The 19,126-nt window shown below is 73.3% G+C and carries 15 protein-coding genes; 9 read left to right on the top strand and 6 right to left on the bottom strand.

The genetic code is table 11. The annotated features are described in order from the left end of the window. The first annotated feature begins 182 nt into the window (after positions 1-182). The 6 genes from FJR00_RS06610 (at position 183) to FJR00_RS06585 (ending at position 7,834) form a co-directional block, all read left to right on the top strand. Positions 183-1,547 carry an MFS transporter gene (locus FJR00_RS06610; protein WP_141337998.1) on the top strand — a complete coding sequence of 455 codons (1,365 nt, stop codon included), beginning with the start codon at positions 183-185 and terminating at the stop codon, positions 1,545-1,547. Next, positions 1,544-2,938: an MFS transporter gene (locus tag FJR00_RS06605; protein ID WP_141337997.1), complete on the top strand. Its 1,395-nt coding sequence runs from the start codon at positions 1,544-1,546 to the stop codon at positions 2,936-2,938. Before FJR00_RS06610 ends, FJR00_RS06605 begins: the two co-directional genes overlap by 4 nt. A gap of 141 nt (positions 2,939-3,079) precedes the next feature. Further along, the gene (locus FJR00_RS06600; RefSeq protein WP_141337996.1) at positions 3,080-3,385 is read left to right on the top strand and encodes a DUF2249 domain-containing protein; all 306 of its coding nucleotides are present in this window, start codon (positions 3,080-3,082) and stop codon (positions 3,383-3,385) included. Next, positions 3,385-3,819 carry a hemerythrin domain-containing protein gene (locus FJR00_RS06595; protein ID WP_141337995.1) on the top strand — a complete coding sequence of 145 codons (435 nt, stop codon included), beginning with the start codon at positions 3,385-3,387 and terminating at the stop codon, positions 3,817-3,819. The genes FJR00_RS06600 and FJR00_RS06595 overlap by 1 nt, the downstream gene beginning before the upstream one ends. Then, positions 3,816-4,940 (top strand): hypothetical protein, encoded by a 1,125-nt coding sequence (locus tag FJR00_RS06590; protein ID WP_141337994.1) that lies wholly within the window; start codon positions 3,816-3,818, stop codon positions 4,938-4,940. The genes FJR00_RS06595 and FJR00_RS06590 overlap by 4 nt, the downstream gene beginning before the upstream one ends. Continuing rightward, positions 4,937-7,834, top strand: coding sequence for a multicopper oxidase domain-containing protein (locus FJR00_RS06585; protein ID WP_141337993.1), 2,898 nt, complete (start codon positions 4,937-4,939; stop codon positions 7,832-7,834). Before FJR00_RS06590 ends, FJR00_RS06585 begins: the two co-directional genes overlap by 4 nt. A 63-nt stretch (positions 7,835-7,897) precedes the next feature. Here the strand turns inward: FJR00_RS06585 and FJR00_RS06580 are convergent, their stop codons facing one another. Next, positions 7,898-8,767, bottom strand: coding sequence for a glycosyltransferase family 2 protein (locus tag FJR00_RS06580; protein WP_141337992.1), 870 nt, complete (start codon positions 8,765-8,767; stop codon positions 7,898-7,900). 92 nt (positions 8,768-8,859) lie between these two features. Between FJR00_RS06580 and FJR00_RS06575 the strand changes: the two genes are divergently transcribed. Beyond that, positions 8,860-9,585, top strand: coding sequence for a response regulator transcription factor (locus FJR00_RS06575; protein ID WP_238330360.1), 726 nt, complete (start codon positions 8,860-8,862; stop codon positions 9,583-9,585). Positions 9,586-9,595: 10 nt separating this feature from the next. On the opposite strand, the gene FJR00_RS06570 is transcribed toward FJR00_RS06575, so the two are convergent. Further along, a complete protein-coding gene (locus FJR00_RS06570; RefSeq protein ID WP_238330359.1) occupies positions 9,596-11,341 on the bottom strand; it encodes an alpha-amylase family glycosyl hydrolase in 1,746 nt (581 codons plus the stop codon). 119 nt (positions 11,342-11,460) lie between these two features. Here FJR00_RS06570 and yczE point away from each other — a divergent pair, with 119 nt between their 5' ends. Further along, positions 11,461-12,150, top strand: coding sequence for a membrane protein YczE (gene yczE / locus FJR00_RS16280; RefSeq protein ID WP_238330358.1), 690 nt, complete (start codon positions 11,461-11,463; stop codon positions 12,148-12,150). 44 nt (positions 12,151-12,194) lie between these two features. Next, complete coding sequence (locus FJR00_RS16275; RefSeq protein ID WP_238330357.1) at positions 12,195-13,364, top strand: multidrug effflux MFS transporter; 1,170 nt, start codon at positions 12,195-12,197, stop codon at positions 13,362-13,364. 136 nt (positions 13,365-13,500) lie between these two features. Here FJR00_RS16275 and FJR00_RS06560 read toward each other — a convergent pair whose 3' ends face one another. Genes FJR00_RS06560 through FJR00_RS06545 form a run of 4 tightly spaced genes read right to left on the bottom strand, consistent with a single transcriptional unit; the run spans position 13,501 to position 19,083 of the window. Then, a complete protein-coding gene (locus FJR00_RS06560; protein ID WP_141337991.1) occupies positions 13,501-13,902 on the bottom strand; it encodes a formate dehydrogenase subunit delta in 402 nt (133 codons plus the stop codon). Further along, the gene (gene fdhF / locus FJR00_RS06555; protein WP_141337990.1) at positions 13,899-16,919 is read right to left on the bottom strand and encodes a formate dehydrogenase subunit alpha; all 3,021 of its coding nucleotides are present in this window, start codon (positions 16,917-16,919) and stop codon (positions 13,899-13,901) included. Before fdhF ends, FJR00_RS06560 begins: the two co-directional genes overlap by 4 nt. Beyond that, the gene (locus FJR00_RS06550; RefSeq protein ID WP_141337989.1) at positions 16,916-18,511 is read right to left on the bottom strand and encodes a formate dehydrogenase beta subunit; all 1,596 of its coding nucleotides are present in this window, start codon (positions 18,509-18,511) and stop codon (positions 16,916-16,918) included. The genes fdhF and FJR00_RS06550 overlap by 4 nt, the downstream gene beginning before the upstream one ends. Next, positions 18,508-19,083: an NADH-quinone oxidoreductase subunit NuoE family protein gene (locus tag FJR00_RS06545; protein WP_202876607.1), complete on the bottom strand. Its 576-nt coding sequence runs from the start codon at positions 19,081-19,083 to the stop codon at positions 18,508-18,510. Before FJR00_RS06545 ends, FJR00_RS06550 begins: the two co-directional genes overlap by 4 nt. Positions 19,084-19,126: the final 43 nt, after the last annotated feature.

Raw genomic sequence — 19,126 nt, 5'->3', positions numbered from 1 at the left:
GTCGCCCGCCGTCCGGATGAACCGTCTTTGTGCAGGCCAGAGGCCATTTACATCAGTAAACAATGCGCTATTTCCAGAATGTCGTGCACGCCACATCCTGGCACTGTCGCAGGGGGTGCTCCCGGGTGTAAAGTCTGCGGCGACACCTTTGTGATGAATTATTCCTTTAATCAGGAGACCGTATGACGACCGTCGCGTCGCCGGCCGGGACGGACCCGGCCCAGCGGTCCGGGGCCAACCGGGTCATGTGGACGTCCACCGTGGCGTTCACCCTCATGTTCGCCGTCTGGCTGATGTTCGGCATCCTCGGCAAGCCGATCAAGGACGAGTTCGGGCTCACCGACACCCAGCTGTCCTGGGTCTCGGCGGTCGCGGTCCTCAACGGCTCGATGTGGCGCCTGCCGGCGGGCATGCTGGCCGACCGGATCGGCGGCCGCAAGGTCTTCACCGCCATGCTGGCCCTCACCGCGATCCCGGCCTTCCTCGTCAGCCGCGCCGACAGCTACGGCATGCTGCTCGCCCTGGCCTTCCTCGTCGGCTTCGCGGGCAACTCCTTCAGCGTGGGCATCGCCTGGAACGCCGCCTGGGCCCCCCGCGAACGGCAGGGCTTCGCCCTCGGGCTGTTCGGGGCGGGCAACGTCGGCGCCTCGGTGACCAAGTTCATCGGCCCGCCGATCATCCTGGCCACCGCCGGCACCACCTACGCCCTCGGCGTGCAGGGCGGCTGGCGCCTCATCCCGGTCGTCTACGGCGTCCTGCTGCTGCTCATGGCCGTCGCGGTGTGGTTCCTCACCCCCTCGGTCGACCGGATGCCCGGCGCCAGCAAGAGCCTGGCCGAGATGCTCACGCCCCTGCGCCAGCTGCGGGTGTGGCGGTTCAGCCTCTACTACGTCGCCGTGTTCGGCGCCTACGTGGCCCTCTCGGCCTGGCTGCCCCTGTACTACATGGACAACTTCGACGTCTCGCTGACGACCGCGGGCCTGCTGACGGCCCTGTTCATCTTCCCCGCCTCCCTGCTGCGCCCCGTCGGCGGCTGGTTCTCCGACCGCTGGGGCGCCCGCAAGGCGATGTACGGGACGTTCTTCGTCATGCTCCTGGCCACGGGGATCCTCATGATGCCCAACGGTCACATCGTCATCAACCACGCCGACGGCACCAGCACCGAGCACCTGGCCTACGCGATGCACATCGTCCCCTTCACCGCGCTGCTGTTCCTGCTCGGCTGCGCCATGGGCGTGGGCAAGGCCGCGGTCTACAAGCACATCCCGGAGTACTTCCCGGGCAACGTCGGTCCCGTCGGCGGCCTGGTCGGCATGCTCGGCGGCCTGGGTGGCTTCTTCCTGCCACCGCTGTTCGCGTACACCAAGGTGTGGACCGGGTTCCCCACGTCCACCTTCTTCGTGCTCTTCCTCCTCGTGGCCGTCTGCCTCCTGTGGATGCACCTGACGGTCGTCCGGATGCTGCACGAGCGCTCGCCCGAGGTCGCCGACAAGCTCGACGAGCCCGCCCCCCACCCCGCCCCGTCCGTCCAGGAGGCCCGCGCATGACCACCGACTCCCGCCGCACCGGCAGCCGCTGGCTGCAGAACTGGGACCCCGAGAACGAGGACACCTGGGACAAGGGCCTGGCCTGGCAGACGCTGTGGATCACGACGTTCACGCTGACCCTGGCCTTCGTCACCTGGTTCCTGCCCAGCGCGATCGTCCCCAAGCTCAACGACATCGGCTACTCCTTCACCCAGACCCAGCTCTACTGGATGGCTGCGATGCCCGGCCTGGCCGCCGGTCTGCTGCGGATCGTCTGGATGGTGCTGCCGCCGCTCATGGGCACCCGGTCGATGGTCGCCCTGACCACGGCCCTGCTGTTCTTCCCGCTGCTGGGCTGGGGCGTGCGGGTTCAGGCCCCGACGGCGCCCTACTGGGAGCTCATGGTGCTGGCCTTCCTCGCCGGCATCGGCGGCGGGGCCTTCTCCGGCTTCATGCCCAGCACCTCCTACTTCTTCCCCAAGCGGCTCCAGGGCACGGCCCTGGGCCTGCAGGCCGGTCTGGGCAACTTCGGCGTCTCCCTGGTCCAGCTGCTGACCCCCTGGCTCATCGGCTTCTCCATGCTGGGCTTCCTCGGCAACAGCCAGATGATGGAGCTGGCCGGTCAGGCCAACCAGGAGGTCTGGTACCAGAACGCCGCGTTCTTCTGGATCCCGTTCGTCCTCGTCGGGGCCGGCTGGGCCTGGCTGGCGCTGAAGTCGGTGCCGGTCACCGCCAACATCAAGCAGCAGTTCGACATCTTCTCCAACCCCGACACCTGGTACATGACGCTGCTCTACATCATGACCTTCGGCACCTTCTCGGGGCTGTCGGCCCAGTTCGGCCTCCTCATGAAGAACCTCTACGGCGCCGGCAACCCGGAGATCGTCCAGGGCGCCGGGGAGAGCGCCCAGCTGCTCATCGAGAACTACGAGGTGCCCGAGGCGGTCAAGTTCGTCTTCCTCGGCCCCCTCGTCGGCGCCGGTGCCCGGGTGCTGTTCTCCCCGCTGACCGACAAGATGGGCGGCGCGATCTGGACGCTCATCTCCGGGATCGGGCTGATCGCCTCGATCGGCTTCACGATCACCGCCCTCGTGCCGGACACCACCTCGGCCGCGACGCTGGACGCCGGTTTCGACAGGTTCCTGTGGGGGATGCTGGCGATCTTCCTCTTCGCCGGCATCGGCAACGCCTCGACGTTCAAGCAGATGCCGATGATCTTCGAGCGGCGCCAGGCCGGCGGCGTCATCGGCTGGACGGCGGCGATCGCGGCCTTCGGCCCGTTCTTCTTCGGCATCGGCCTGACCCTGATGACCCCGACGATCTTCTACGTCATCGGCCTGCTCTTCGCCGTGATGTGCGTCGGTATCACCTGGTGGCGCTACGCGCGGCCGGGGGCGCCGAAGCCCAGCTGAGCGGTCCCCCTGCGGGCGTTCCCTCGGAGCCCGGCCGTGCGCGTGCACGGCCGGGCTCCGACGGCCTATAGTGGGTATTGCAACCCCTGTATTCATCTAAATGGGGTGGCGACCGACACCCCACCGGCAGAGGAGTTCCCCATGAGCGACACCGCCCGCACCCAGCTCGACGTCACCCAGGTCCGCGAGGGCGGCTGCGCCTGCGGCGAGCACGACGAGGCCGTCCCGCTGCTGGACGTGCGGGTCATCCCGCACGCCATCCGGCACGCGACCATCTTCGGCGCTCTCGGCGGCCTGCGCCCCGGCCAGCAGATGGACCTCGTCGCCAACCACGACCCGCTGCCCCTGCTGGCCCAGCTCGCCGAGCGCGAGGGCGAGGCCGTCGCGCACGAGTACCTCGAGCGCGGCCCCGAGGCCTGGACGCTGCGGTTCACCCGCCACGCCTGATGTGCACCTACTGCGGCTGCGAGTCGATCGCGGTGATCGGCCGCTTCATGGCCGAGCACACCGAGATCGTCAACGCCGCAGGCCGGCTGCGCCGGGCCGTGGAGGGCGGCGACCCCGCGGGGGTGGAGCGCGCGTGCGACGAGGTCGCCGCGCTGCTCTCCCCGCACACGCAGGCCGAGGAGGTCGGCCTGTTCTCGGTGATGCGCCGCCAGGAGGAGTTCACCGAGCACATCGACAGCCTCTGCGCCGAGCACACCACCCTCGACGAGCAGCTCGCGGCCGTGCGTGCCGGGGACCACGACCGGTTCGAGGAGTTCTGGCACGACCTGCGCCACCACATCGACCGGGAGGACAACGGGCTCTTCCCCGCCTCGGCGATCGCCCTGGACGGTCCCGACTGGGACGAGGTCGACGGGGCCACGCCCGACCCGTGAGGTTCGCCCCCCTGCTCCTGCTCCCCGGCGGGCTGGCCCTGCTGGCCGGTCTGGACGCCGCCCTCACCCTGGCCGGGGTGCCTGCCCCGGCGGGCAGCGCCCGGCTCGCCTCGCTCCACGGGTCCCTCATGGTGCTCGGCTTCCTCGGCACGGTCATCGCCCTCGAGCGGGCGGTGGCCCTGCGCCGCCCCTGGGGGCTGCTCGCCCCCGGGCTGCTGGGCGCCGGCGCGCTGGCCCTCGTGCTGCTGCCGGACCCGCTCCTGGGTCGCCTGCTGCTCGCCCAGGGGATGCTCGTCCTCGTGCTCGTGTATGCGGTGCTCTGGCGCCGCAACGAGGACCCCACCGTGGCCGTGCAGGCGCTGGGGGCGGTGCTCGCCGTCGGCGCGGCGCTGCTGCTGACCCGGGTGCCGGTGGCCGAGGTGCTCCTGCTCCTCGTGGGCTTCGTCGTGCTGACGATCGCGGCCGAGCGGGTCGAGCTGGCCCGGCTGGCGATGCCGCCGGGGGCGGGCGGGCGGCTGGTCGCGCTCGCCGTCCCCCTCGCCGTGGCGGGCCTGGCCACCCTCCTGTGGCCGGTGTGGGGCGGCCGGACCGCCGCCGTGCTGCTGCTGGCGCTCACGGCCTGGCTGCTGCGCCACGACGTGGCCCGCCGGACGATCCACGCCACCGGCCTGCCACGCTTCGCCGCGGCCGCGCTCCTCGCCGGCTACGCCTGGCTGCTCCTGGCCGGCCTGCTCCTGCTGGTCGCCGGCCGGCCGGAGGGCACCGTCTACGACGTGGTCGTCCACGCGGTCTTCCTCGGCTACGCCATGTCGATGGTGCTCGCCCACGCGCCGGTCATCCTGCCCGCCGTGCTGCGCGTGCGCCTGCCCTACAGCCGCTGGATGTGGGCCCCCCTCGTCCTGCTCCACGCCACCCTGCTCGTGCGGGTGGCCGCCGCCCTGCTCTCCGGCATCGTCTCCGCCCCGACGGGTACCGTCGCGACCTGGACCGGTGCCGCCGCGGGCAACGTGGCCGCGCTGCTCCTCTTCGTCCTCACCGCGGTGGGCACGGCGCTGGTGGCCGCCCGCCGTCCCTCCCGTCCGACCACCCGTACCCCGGCCCGAACCCTCCAAGGACCATGACCCCCTCGCAGAACCCCGAGCCCCCCCGGCCCGTCCCGGCGCCGGGCGCACCCGCCGGCGCGGCGGCATACCCCTCCCCCGCCCCGGGCCGTCCCGCACCCGCCGGGGCCCGCGGGCGGTGGCCGCTGCGGGACTACCCCGGGCTGCTGTGGCTGACGCTGGCCGCGCTGCTGACGCTGGTGCACCCGTTCCTGCCCGGGTCGCGCTGGCTCATGGTGCACCTCGTGCTGCTCGGCGCGCTGACCCACTCGATCATGGTGTGGAGCACCCACTTCACCCAGGCGCTGCTGAAGACCCGGCCCGGCCTGGACGACCGGCGCGACCAGAGCCGGCGGCTGACCCTGCTGCTCGTCGGCACCACCGTCACCCTCGTCGGCGTGCCCACCTCGACCTGGTGGCTCACCGTCGTCGGCGCGACCCTGGTGGCCGTCGCGGTCGGCTGGCACGGCGTGCAGCTGTGGCGCCGGCTGCGGGCCGCCCTGCCCGGCCGGTTCCGGGTGACGGTGCGCTACTACCTCGCCGCGGCCGTCTGCCTGCCCGTCGGCGCCGCCCTGGGCGCGACCCTGGCGCTCGGCCTGGACGACGGGCTGCACGGCCGGTTCCTCCTCGCGCACATCACCGTCAACGTGCTCGGCTGGGTCGGGCTCACCGTCACCGGCACCCTGCTGACGTTGTGGCCGACGATGCTGCGCACCCCCATCGGACCGCGCGCCGAGCAGCGGGCCCGGCAGGCGCTGCCCGGGCTGGCGGGGTCGTTGGCGGTCCTGCTCGCCGGCTCGCTGGCCGACGTCCGCTGGCTCACCCTCGCGGCGCTGGCGGGCTACGCGCTGGCCCTGCTGTGGTGGGCCTCGGCGACCCTGGCCCCCGTGCGCACCGCCCCTCCCCGGGAGTTCGCCCCCGCCTCGGTCGGCCTGTCGCTGGTGTGGTGGCTGCTGGGCATCGGGCTGGTGCTGTGGCGGCTGGCGACGACGTCGACGTGGGCCGAGCTCGCCGCCGGCATCGGCCCGGTGAGCGCCGTGATCGTCGTCGGCTTCGCCGCGCAGCTGCTGACGGGGGCGCTGTCCTACCTCATCCCCTCGGTCATGGGCGGCGGCAAGACCGTGGTCCGCGCCGGCCAGGCGTGGTTCGACCGGTGGGGCACCGCCCGCCTGGTCGTCGTCAACGGCGGGCTGGCGCTGACCCTGCTGCCGGTGCCCAGCTGGGTGCGGGTGGTCGTCTCCGTCCTCGTCCTGCTCGCCCTCGCCGTGTTCGTCCCGCTCATGGTCGGGGCGATCCGGGCGACGGTCGCGGCGAAGCGGGAGGTCGAGGACGCGCGGGCCCGCGGGGAACGGCCCGCCGGCGCCACCCCGACCCCCGGCCTGGCGACCGGTGCGGCGGACCGGCTGCCGTCGGTCTGGTCCGGCGGCCAGCTCGTCGCCGCCGTGTCGGCATTGCTGCTCGCCGTCTCCGTCGGGGTGGCGATCGACCCGGCGGCCGCCGGGCTGCGCACGACCGCGGCCGGCCAGGTGGCCGGCGCGGGGCCGGGCGAGGCGGCCGGGGCGGCCGCCGGGGAGGTCACCCCGACCGGGCGCACGACGACCGTGCAGGTCGAGGCCGTCGGGATGCGGTTCGAGCCCTCGACCGTCGAGGTGCCCCTCGGCGACCGGCTGGTCGTGGAGCTGACCAACACCGACGAGACTAACGTCCACGACCTCCAGCTGCTCGGCGAGCGCACCCCCCGCCTGGCCGCGGGCGAGTCGGCGAGCGTCGACGTCGGCGTGGTCACCGGTCCCACCCAGGGCTGGTGCACGATCGTGGGCCACCGCCAGATGGGGATGGTGCTCGACGTCGCGGTCGCCGGCGGGGACGGCGTGGACGCGGCCGGGACGGCCGACGGGACCGACGGCGCTGCGCCGGACGGCGGCCATGCCGCGCACGGCAGCGACGCGGCGGGCGGCACCCCCGGCGCCGGCACGGCATACCCCGCCCCGGCCACGCCGGCGATCGACCCGGACGCCCGCGTCGAGGAGGTGGTCGACCCGGTGCTGCCGCCGATGCCGCAGGAGCGGGTGCACCGGCTGACCCTGACCGCCGAGGAGGTCGAGCTGGAGGTCGCGCCGGGGATCACCCAGACCCGGTGGACGTTCGACGGGCAGGTGCCCGGGCCCACCCTGCGGGGGCGGGTCGGCGACGTCTTCGAGATCACCCTCGTCAACGACGGCACGATGGGCCACTCGATCGACTTCCACGCCGGTGCGCTCGCCCCGGACCGGCCGATGCGCACGATCGCGCCGGGTGAGTCGCTGGAGTACCGGTTCACCGCAGAGCGGGCCGGGATCTGGATGTACCACTGCTCGACCATGCCGATGAGCGCCCACATCGCCGCGGGCATGCACGGGGCCGTCGTCATCGAGCCCGAGGAGGGGCTGCCGGAGGTCGACCGGGAGTACGTCCTGGTGCAGTCCGAGGTCTACCTGGAGCCGGGCTCCGGCGTCGGCGGCGATGCCGCGGAGGGCGGCCCGGCGGAGGTCGACATGGACGCGATCGCGGCCGAGCGGCCGGCGTTCGTCACCTTCAACGGGATCGCCAACCAGTACGGCACGGCCGGCAAGATGCTCGAGGCCCGCGTGGGCGAACGGGTCCGGATCTGGGTGCTGGACGCCGGTCCCAACCGGCCGACCAGCTTCCACGTCGTCGGCGGGCAGTTCGACCGCACCTACCTGGAGGGCGCCTGGCGGCTGGGCGACGACGACGGCCCGGCTGAGGGCGCCGGGGCCCAGGCGCTCGGGCTGCAGGCCGCCCAGGGCGGGTTCGTCGAGCTGGCCTTCCCCGAGGCGGGGCACTACCCGCTCGTGTCGCACATCATGGTCGATGCCGAGCGCGGTGCGCACGGCTACGTGCGGGTGACCGACTGACGGACGTCGGCTCCGGGTGCCGTCCCCGCCGTGGCACGGCACCCGGAGCCGGCTCCGTCACCGTCAGGCGGCGACGAACCTGCCGGACCCGTCGCGCCGGACGTGGCCCTGACCCTGCAGCCGCTGCAGCCACGGCACGTCGGGCTCGACGCCCCACCGCTGGCGCCACACGTCCGCGTGCCGCAGCGCGGCCCGCACCTCGTCGGCGACGTCGGTCGGCGGCACCGGCTGCTGGTATGCCGTCGCGCCCCCGACCCACACGCGGGTGCCCCCGGCATCGTGCACGGCCCGGGCGAAGTCCACGTCCTCCAGGCCGTGGCCGACGTAGTCGGTGCAGTACCCGCCGACGGCCTGCCAGTCCTGGGCGCTCATCGCGAACGCGCACCCGGTGCACAGCTCCCAGCGGGGGTCGACCTCGTACTGCCCCGGCGCCAGGGCCGGCACCCCGGGGATGGGCACGGCGATGTCGCGCAGCTGACCGAGGGGGTAGCCGACGACGGGGTTCTCCGCCGGCGGCAGCTCCAGGACGGGCCCGCACCACATGGTCGGGCCGGCCGGCTCCGGACGGTCGGCCGCACCTGGCCCCGTCCCGGTGACGGCCTCGGCGTACCGCTCGAGGGTCCGTCCGCCGGGGATGGCCGAGGCGTCGAGGAAGACGAGGACCTCGGCCCCCTCCTCGATCGCCGTCTGCGCCGCGAGGTTGCGGGCCGCCGCGTAGGGCAGCGCCCGGCGGTCGGTCTGCACGGGGCGCACGATCGTGCGCCAGCGGTCGGTGCCCAGGGGGAGCCGGTTGCGGGTGAGGTCCCGGTCGCCCATGGAGACGACGACGTGCAGGTCCGCCGGCCTGGATCCGACCGAGATGCCGTCGACCTGGCCGAGCAGCTGCTCGTGGTGGCCACGGGTCATCGTCAGCACGGCCAGGGAGGAGGTCACACCGGTGACCCTAGTGACGCGGCGGGGCCGGTGCTACACCCCGAGGGGTGGTTCGGGCCGCGCTCCCGACGAATGAGGCGTACTCTCTGGTCGTGACTGTGCCCGTGACGGTGGCGATCCTCAACGACTACGAGGTGGTCGTGCGGGGTGTCCACGCGATGCTGGAACCGTTCGACGACCGGGTCGAGGTCGTCGAACTGACGGCGGGCCTGCCGGTGCGTCAGGACGTCGACGTCGTGCTCTACGACACCTTCTCCGCCCCCCAGGTCGACAGCGCCGACTTCGACCGGGCGGTGCGTCACGAAGGGTTCGGCGCGGTCTGCGTCTACTCCTGGGACACCGACCCCCGCCTCGTGGACGTCGCCCTGTCCAAGGGCTGCCGGGGCTATCTCGACAAGGGCCTGGAGGCCGCCGACCTGGTGGCCGCCATCGAACGGGTGGCCGCCGGCGAGCTGGTCGTCTCGCCCTCCCGCTCGCACGTGGTCCCGATCGGTCCCCAGGCCGGGCTGACCGCGGACGAGGACCCGCGGGACCGACGGCCGCAGCTGGTGCCCGGCGACTGGCCCGGCCGTCCCTACGGGCTGTCGCCGCGGGAGGCGGAGGTCCTCGCCCTCATCACCCAGGGCCTGACCAACGTGGACATCGCCTCCCGGGCGTTCCTGTCGATCAACTCGGTGAAGACCTACATCCGCAGCGCCTACCGCAAGGTCGGGGTGACCCGTCGCTCGCAGGCGGTCCGCTGGGGCATGCAGCACGGCCTGGCGCCGGACACGATGCGCGAGACCGACCCGGACGTCCCGCAGCGGGCCGGGGCCTGAGGACGGGGCCTCAGCCCTCCGGCAGGTAGACGACGCAGGAGTAGGGGCCCAGGTCCAGCAGGCCGGTGCCGTCGGTGACGTCCAGGTCCGGCGTCGCGTGGTCGCCGAAGAGCTGGCTGTAGCGGCGGGCGTCGCTGTTGAACCGCACCCGCCACCGACCGCCGGGCAGCTCGACCTCGCGTTGGACGGCGTGGGCGGTGAGGTTGAGGGCCACGAGCACGTGCTGGCCGTCGTCGGTGGAGCGCACGTAGGCGATGACGTTGGCGTCGTCGTCCAGGCTGACGAGGCTGGTGGTGGGCCCGCACAGGCCGGCCGTCTCGCCGTCGAGGTTGCGGCGCATCCGCACGAGGTCGCGGAAGAGCTGGGTGATGTCCCGGAACGCCCAGGCCCGCTCCCAGTCCAGCGGGACGGTGTCGCGGAACCACTCGTCCTCGAGGAACTCCTGACCCTGGAAGAGCATCGGCATGCCCGGGGCGGTCAGGACCAGCGCGGCTCCCAGCGTGGCCATCTTCTGGGCGTCCCAGCCCGAGGGGTTGTGCCCCTGGACCTCAGAGGTGATCCGGGCCTTGCCGTTGGCCACCTCGTCGTGGGACTCGGTGTAGACGACCCGGTCGAAGGCGTGGTGGTAGCGGTGCATGACGGCCTTGGCCACCGCCGGGATGGACCGGTGCTCGTCGCCCGGCGCGGTGAGCACCTCACGCACCGGGTGGACGAACTGGTTGTCCCACTGCGCGTGGAGCGCGGCGCCGCCCTCCTCGGTGGAGGTGACCCACGGGTCGTTGTGCAGGTCCTCGGCGATCGTCAGCCGGCCGGGGAAGTCGGTGCGGACCAGCTCGCCGACCTGGCGCATCATCTCCCACCCCTCCGGGATGTCCCCGGAGAAGCCGTCGACGTGCCGCATGTAGGGCGTCATGTCCAGCCGGAGGCCGTCGACGTGGTAGTCGCGCAGCCACATCCGGGCGTTGTCGAGGATGAAGTCGCGCACCTCCTGGCGGCCGTAGTCCGGGCGGGTGTCGCCCCACGGGGTCTCCGAGCGCCAGTCGTTGTAGAAGTAGATGCCGCCCTTGCCGTCCTCGCTCCAGCCGTCGAACTGCCACAGCGACAGGTCGCTGGGGCCGAAGTGGTTGTAGACCACGTCGACGACGACGGCGATGCCGTGGCGGTGGGCCTCCCGGACGAACGCCTTGAGCGCGTCCGGGCCGCCGTAGGTGTGCTCGACGGCGAAGATGTGCGCGGGGTTGTAGCCCCAGGAGTAGTCGCCGGCGAACTCCATGAGCGGCATCAGCTCGATGGCGTTGACCCCGAGGCCGACGAGGTAGTCCAGCTTGCCGGTGAGGTCGTGCAGGTCGGCGGGGCCGTCGGCGGCGTCGACGAAGGAGCCGATGTGGGTCTCGTAGAGCACCAGCTCGTGCTGCCCGGGGGTCTCGAACTGCTCGTCGCCCTCCCAGTCGAACCGGCCGTGGTCGTAGAGGATCCCGTTGCCGACCGAGTTGGTCACCGCGTAGGCGCGGGGGTCGATCCGGAAGAAGGTGTGCTCGCCGTTGGTCAGCAGCAGCTTGTACTCCTGGCCGTGCTCGGCGCCGGGCACCTCGACGTACCAGTTGCCGTTGCCCTCGGGCTCCATCGGGTGCGCCTGGTCGTCCCAGCCGTTGAAGTCGCCGACGACCGAGACGGCGTCGGCGTTGGGCGCCCACACGCGGAAGGCGAAGCCCCCGTCGACGGCGATGGCACCCATGCCGGGGTGGGACGAGCTCATGCAGCAACCTCCAGGTCGAGGGGTCGGGACCAGCGACATCGTATGCCGTGGGCGCCCGGGTCCCGCCCCGCGGACCGGGCGGGAACGGCCGCCCGACGCCGGTGGGGCAGACTGCGGGGGTGTCCGACCGCACCCGTCCGCCCCGTGGCCCCGCGCGCCCCCGCCGGGAGCTGGCCGACATCGGGCCCCTGGAGCAGCTGCGGGCGGGGCGGCTGGCGCCCCGGCTGACGCTGCTGCTGCTCGGGCTGTTCCTCTACGGCGCCTCGATGGCGCTGGTGGTCCGGAGCGTGCTGGGGCTGATCCCCTGGGACGTGCTCCACGTGGGCATCCAGCAGCACGTGCCGCTGACCTTCGGCACGATCGTCGTGGGCACCTCGGTGCTGGTCCTGCTCGCCTGGATCCCGTTGCGGCAGAAGCCGGGCCTGGGCACGCTGGCCAACGCCTTCCTCATCGGCCCGTCCGCCGACCTGGTGCTGGCGGTCGTCCCGCAGACCGACCACCTGGGCTGGCGGACCCTGCTGCTGCTCGGTGGGATCCTGCTCAACGGGGTGGCGACCGGGATGTACATCGGCTCGCAGTTCGGCCCGGGCCCGCGGGACGGGCTGATGACCGGCCTCGCGCGGGTGAGCGGCCGCTCCATCCGGCTGGTCCGGACCGTCCTGGAGGTCTCCGTGGTGGCCGTCGGGTGGCTGCTCGGCGGCATCGTCGGCGTGGGGACCGTGCTCTACGCGGTGCTCATCGGTCCGCTCGCCCAGCTCTTCCTGCCGATCTTCACCGTCGAGCTGCCGCCCCGGTCCCGCGCCTCGTGAGTCGCGGCGGGACCGGCGGCGGCGCGCGACGGCATACCCCCCCGGTGTGGGTGCTGACCCTGACGCTGGCGACCCTGTCGATGATCGGGCCGTTCACCATCGACACGATCTTCCCGGGGTTCGCCCAGATGGGGAAGGCGTTCGACGCCGGCCCGGCCGCGCTGCAGCAGGTGACGAGCGTCTACCTGCTGTCCTTCGCCCTGATGAGCGTGGTGCACGGGCCGCTGTCCGACGCGCTCGGCCGGCGGCCGGTGATGCTCCTGGGGCTGGGCGGCTACGTCCTGGCCTCAGCCGCGTGCGCGCTGGCCCCCTCCCTGGGCTGGCTGCTCGTCGCGCGCGTGGTGCAGGGACTCTTCGCCGGGGCGGCGACGATCGTCAGCCGGGCCATGATCCGCGACCTGTTCTCCGGCGCCGAGGCCCAACGCCTGATGAGCCAGGTGATGATGATCTTCGCCGCGGCGCCCGCGCTCGCCCCCGTCGTGGGCGGGTGGATCCTGCAGTGGGGCCCGTGGCCGTGGATCTTCTGGTTCGTCGGCGCCTACGGGGTCGTGGCGGCGCTGCTCGTCGTGCTCGTCCTGCCCGAGAGCCTGCCCCCGCAGGACCGGCAGCCGCTGCGGCTGGGGTCGGTCGTCGGCGGCCTGCTCACCGTGGCCCGGTCCTGGGTGTTCGAGCGGCTGGCGCTGGCGGCGGCCTTCGCGATGTCGGGCTACTTCGTCTACGTCGTCGGGGCGCCGATCGTGGTGCTGGACCTGCTGAACCTGGGCGAGCAGGACTTCTGGGTGCTCTTCGTGCCGCAGATCGGCGGCTTCGTGCTCGGGTCGTGGCTGACCGGGCGGCTGGCCGGACGCCTGAGCGCGCCGCGGCTCATCGACGGGGCCATGGCCGGGCTGCTCGTCGCGGGGACGGTCAACGTTACGCTCGCCGCGGTCGTGCCCTCCCTGCCGTGGGCCGTCGTCGGGCCCACGCTCATGGGGGTGGCCATCGGGGTCGTCTTCCCGATGCTGCAGCTGGAGATGCTCGAGCTGTTCCCCACGCACCGCGGGTCGGCGGCCTCGATGGCCACCTTCGCCTCGCTGACGTTCAACGCGGTGCTGGCCGGGGCGATCATCCCGCTGGTCACCGCGTCGCTGCTGACGACGGCGCTGGCCAGCGCCGGGCTGGGCCTGGCCGGGGCGTCGATGTGGGCCTGGCACCGGGCGGCCGGGCGCGCCTGAGCGCCGAGGTCCTTGCCCCGACGTCCGGCCTCAGCCGGGCAGCCCCTCCGTCCGGCAGATCCAGGGTCGGGACCCTGCCAACGCCTGACGCTGGGAACGCCTGGGCCTGGGGGCCGAAGGCACCGGAGACGCCGGGTCAGCCGCCGGAGGGCTTGCGCACCTCCGATGGGTCGATCTCGCCCTCGCGCAGCAGCTCGACGCCGGCCCGGAGCAGGTCGTCCATCGGTTCGCCGCGGTCGACCCGGGCCAGGATGGTGGCCCGCATCCGGGGGTCCCAGAACTTGCGCAGGTGAGTGGCGATCTCCTCGGCGGCACGCTCGGGCGGGTGGTGGGCCATGGCGCGGGCGATGTCGTGGCCCATGCGCAGGTCGGCCGGCTGGTGCTGGCGCTCCTGGGCGTCGACGTCGTCCCCGGTCGGTGGTCCCTGGTCGGGCACCGGGTCGGCGTCCGTCGGGGCGTCCAGGTCCGGGCCAGCCAGGTCCGGGGCGCCGGGCTCCGGAGCGACGAGGCCCGGGCCGCCCGACGACTGCCCGTTCATCGCGACGCCCCGGACGACGGGGACCCGACCAGCTCGCCGCCGACGGCCGCACCGTCGGCCGCCCCGTCGGGCCGGCCGGCGTTGGCCACGGCGACCTGGACGGCGGTGACCTTGTACTCCGGGCAGTTGGTGGCCCAGTCGGAGTTCTCGGTGGTCACCACGTTGGCACCGGTCACCGGGTGGTGGAAGGTCGTGTAGACCACGCCCGGCTGCATCCGCTCGGAGACCTGGGCGGTCAGCGTCGTGGTGCCGACCCGGCTGGAGAGCTCCACCCGGTCGCCGGTGCGGATGCCGCGCAGCTCGGCGTCGGAGGGGTGGATCTCCAGCACGTCCTCGGGGTGCCAGGTGCTGTTGGCCGTGCGCCGGGTCTGGGCCCCGACGTTGTACTGCGACAGGATCCGGCCGGTCGTGAGGATGAGCGGGAACCGCCGGTTGGTGGTCTCGGTCGTGGGCACGAACACCGTCGGCACCAGCCGGCCGCGGCCGCGGACGAACTGCTCGACGTGCATGGTCGGGGTGCCGGTGGGGGCGGCCTCGTTGACCGGCCACTGCATGGAGCCCTCCCGGTCGAGCCGCTCGAGGCTGACCCCGGCGAAGGTGGGCGTCGTCGCGGCGATCTCGTCCATGATCTGCGCCGCGTCGTCGTAGTGCATGGGGAAGCCCATCGCGGTGGCGATCTCGCAGACCACCTGCCACTCGTCCTTGCCCACCTTCGACGGCATGATCGGCCGCACCCGGCCCAGGCGGCGCTCGGCGTTGGTGAAGGTGCCGTCCTTCTCCAGGAAGCTGCTGCCGGGCAGGAAGACGTGCGCGTAGCGGGCCGTCTCGTTGAGGAACAGGTCCTGGACGACGACCAGCTCCATCGAGGTCAGCGCCGCCCGCACGTGCTGCAGGTTGGGGTCGGACTGGGCGATGTCCTCGCCCTGGACGTACAGCCCCCTGAAGGTCCCGCCGATGGCGGCGTCGAACATGTTGGGGATCCGCAGCCCCGGCTCCGGGTCGAGGGAGACGCCCCACAGGTCCTCGTAGATCGCGCGCACCTCGGGCCGGGAGATGTGCCGGTAGCCGGGCAGCTCGTGCGGGAAGGACCCCATGTCGCAGGAGCCCTGCACGTTGTTCTGCCCGCGCAGCGGGTTGACGCCCACGCCCTTGCGGCCGATGTTGCCGGTGAGCATCGCCAGGTTGGCCAGGCCCATGACCATCGTCGAGCCCTGGCTGTGCTCGGTGACGCCCAGCCCGTAGTAGATCGACCCGTTGGGCGCCGACGCGTAAAGCCGGGCCGCCGCACGCACCTGCTCGGGGTCCAGCCCGGTGGCCGCTGCCGTGGCCTCGGGGGAGTTCTCGTCGCGGCGGATGAACTCGAGGTAGGGGTCGACGTCCTCGCAGCGCTCGCGGAGGAACTCCTCGTCGGCCAGGCCCTCGGTGACCACGACGTGCGCCATCGCGTTGATGAAGGCCACGTTGGAGCCGGGCAGCAGGGGCAGGTGGGAGGCCGCCTCCACGTGGGGCGAGCGCACCAGGTCGATGCGGCGGGGGTCGGCCACGATGATCTGCGCGCCGTGACGCAGCCGCTGCTTGAGCCGGGAACCGAAGACCGGGTGGGCGTCGGTGGGGTTGGCCCCGATGAGCAGGACCACGTCGGTGTGGTCGACCGACTCGAAGTCCTGCGTCCCGGCGGAGGTGCCGAACGTCTGGTTGAGCCCGTAGCCGGTGGGGCTGTGGCAGACCCGGGCGCAGGTGTCGACGTTGTTGTTGCCGAAGGCCGCCCGCACCATCTTCTGGACGACGTAGACCTCCTCGTTGGTGCACCGGGAGGAGGAGATGCCACCGACGGCGCCCACGCCGTGGCGGTCCTGGATGGCGCGGAAGCCGTCGGCCACCCGCCGGATCGCCTCGTCCCAGGCCACGACCCGCCACTCCTCGTCGATGGAGTCGCGCACCATCGGGTGCAGCTGGCGGTCCTCGTGGTTGGTGTAGCCGTAGGCGAACCGCCCCTTGACGCAGGAGTGGCCCTCGTTGGCCCCGCCGGAGCGGGCCGGGACCATCCGGACGACCTCGGGAACGGTCGTCGGCGAGCCGGGCAGGACGTCGGCGTCGTCGTCCACCGGCCGGTCCTGGATCTCCGCCCGGAAGGTGCACCCCACCCCGCAGTAGGCACAGGTGGTCTCCACGACCCGGGTCGGCATCCCCAGCTGCACCAGCGAGCGCTCGACCAGCGCTTCGGTTGGGCAGGCCTGGACGCAGGCCCCGCAGCTGACGCACTCGCTGCCGAGCATGTCCGTCGGTCCGGGGGCGATCCGCGAGCCGAATCCCCGGCCCTCGACGGTCAGTGCGAAGGTGCCCTGGACGTCGGCGCAGGCCCGCACGCAGCGGGAGCAGACGATGCAGGCCTGGGGGTCGTAGTCGAAGTAGGGGTTGGAGGCGTCCCGGCCCTCGCCCCCGTCGACGTGGTGGGCCAGCCCCGCCCTGGCCATGGCCAGCACGTCGGGCCGTCCGGTCGCCGGGCTGTCGACGAACGCCTCGGTGGTGCCCTCCTGGTCGGCCGGCCCGGGCGGGGTCGGCAGCCCGTAGCGGACCTCCGCGACCCCCGTGCGCCGGGCCATCTCCTGGACCTGGCAGGTGCCGCGCGCACACCCGGGGCAGTCGGTGGGATGGTCGGACAGGTAGAGCTCCATGACGCCCTGCCGGAGCCGCTGCACCTGCTCGGTGCCGGTCCGCACGACCATCCCGTCGGTGCACGGCGTGGTGCACGAGGCTGGCGTGCCCTTCGCCCCGTCGACCTCGACGAGGCACAACCGGCAGGACCCGAACGCCGACAGCGAGTCGGTGGCGCAGAGACTGGGCACGTCGACCCCGGCCTCCCTGGCCGCCCGCAGCACCGAGGTGCCGGCCGGCACCTCGACGTCGCGGTCGTCGACCGTCACGCGGACGGTCACGTCGGTCTCCACGGCGGGCGTGCCCAGGTCGGGCTCGGGGGCGTAGGCCGTGCCGGCCGGGCGGTGCGGGGTGAGGGTCATGGCGCGCTCCTGGTGGTGCTGGCGGCGGCTGCCCCGGCGCGGGGGTCGGGGCCGGTGGCGTCCCCACCTCCGGCGGGGGCGAAGTCCTCGGGGAAGTGCTTCAGGGCGCTGCGCACGGGCATGGGCGTCAGGCCGCCCATCGCGCACAGCGACCCGCTGGTCATCGTCGTGCAGAGGTCCTCGAGCAGGACGAGGGCGGCCTCGCGCTCGGCCGGCGGACCGACCCGGATCCGGTCGATCGTCTCGACGCCCCGGGTGGACCCGACCCGGCAGGGGGTGCACTTGCCGCACGACTCGGCGGCGCAGAACTCCATCGCGAACCGGGCCATCCGGGCCGCGTCGAAGGTGTCGTCGAAGACGACGATCCCGCCGTGGCCCAGCATCCCGCCGGCCTCGGCCAGCGTCTCGTAGCCGGCGGCCACGTCGAGGCCGGCCGCGGGCAGGTAGGCCCCCAGGGGTCCGCCGACCTGGACGGCCCGCACGGGGCGTCCGGAGCGGGTGCCGCCGCCGAAGCCCTCGACCAGCTCGCGCAGGTCGGTGCCCAGGTCGGCCTCGACGAGCCCGCCGCGGGCGACGTTGCCCGCCAGCTGGAAGACCTGGGTGCCGCGGGAGCGGCCGTCGCCCGCGGCGGCATACGTCTCGCCTCCCCCGGTGAGGATGGCGGGCACGGCGGCGAAGGTCAGCACGTTGTTGACGACCGTCGGCCGGCCCCACAGGCCGGACAGCGCGGGGATCGGGGGCTTGGCGCGGACCTCGCCGCGGCGGCCCTCGATCGACTCGAGCATCGAGGTCTCCTCGCCGCAGATGTAGGCGCCGGCACCGCGCCGCACGTGGACGGTGAAGGACCGCCCGCTGCCGAGGACGTCCTCGCCGAGGTAGCCCTCGGCGGTCGCCACCGAGATCGCCTCGCCGAGGATGGCGATGGCGTCGGGGTACTCGCTGCGGACGTAGAGGTAGCCCTCCGTGGCCCCGATGGCGACGGCCGCGATCGCCATCCCCTCGAGCAGGGTGAACGGGTCACCCTCGGCGAGGATCCGGTCGGCGAAGGTCCCCGAGTCGCCCTCGTCGAGGTTGCCGGCCACGAACTTCTGGTCGGCCTGCGCCTCGAGCACGGTGCGCCACTTGATCCCGGTCGGGAACCCGGCACCGCCCCGGCCACGCAGCCCGGAGGTGACGACCTCCTCGACGACGTCGGCGGGGTCCATGTCCAGGGCCCGGCGCAGGCCGGCCCAGCCGCCCGCGTCGCGGTATGCCGCGATGTCGGTGGGCTCGGCCAGACCGAGCCGGGCGCAGCTGACCCGGTGCTGGGCGGTCAGCCAGGGGTCCTCCGCCACGGGCCCGAGGGAGTTCCCGACGGGGGCGCCCTCGAGCATGCCGCCGGAGACCAGCCCGGGCACGTCGGTCGGGGCGACGTTGGCGTAGCCGACTCGCCCGGCGGGCGTCTCCACCTCGACGAGCGGCTCGCGCCACAGCATGCCGCGGGTGCCGTTGCGCCGCACCGTGACCCCGGGCTGCTGGGCCAGGGCGGCGGCGACCTCGTCGGCCCCGACGGCGCGGGCGGAACTGTCCCTGGGGACCCAGACGATGGTCATCGGCGCGCCTCCTGGTCGGCGGTCGGCAGGGTCTCGGGAACCCCCGGTGCGGGCGGACGGTCGGCGAGCTCGGCGACCAGCTGCTGCACCCGGGACTCCTCGACCCGTCCGTGCAGCACGCCGTCGGCCTCGACCGTGGGACCGAGCGCGCAGTTGCCGAAGCAGAAGACCTGCTGCAGCTCGACGTCGGGGCCGGCGGTCCGCACCGCCTGCTGCGCAGCGGCATACACCCCTTCCGCCCCGACGGACTGGCAGGCCTCCGCCCGGCAGACGCGGACCGTGTGCGCGGGCGGCGGGGTCCGCCGGAAGTCGTGGTAGAAGCTGACGACCCCGTGGACCTCGGCGACCGAGAGGTTGAGCTCGTCGGCCAGCACCCGGACGTCGGGCTCGTCGATCCAGCCGAGGGCGTCCTGCACGTCGTGCAGCACCTCGAGCAGCGGGCCACGCTCCCCGGCCCGTCGCCGGGCCAAGTCCCGCACCGCGTCGGCCCGGGCACCCTCGGGCGCCGGGGCGGGGCCGCCGTCCTGCCGCGGACCTCGCCTGCGCCTGCGCGGGCCTTCGCGCTCGTCCACGTCCGCAACCTCCTCGTCGCCGTGTCCTGCCCACTCTAGGTCG

The organism is Ornithinimicrobium kibberense (assembly GCF_006519705.1).
In the GTDB taxonomy this organism is placed as follows: domain Bacteria; phylum Actinomycetota; class Actinomycetes; order Actinomycetales; family Dermatophilaceae; genus Ornithinicoccus; species Ornithinicoccus kibberensis.
The sequence above is the reverse complement of the archived record's forward strand: the minus strand, read 5'-3'. Positions and strand labels throughout refer to the sequence as shown.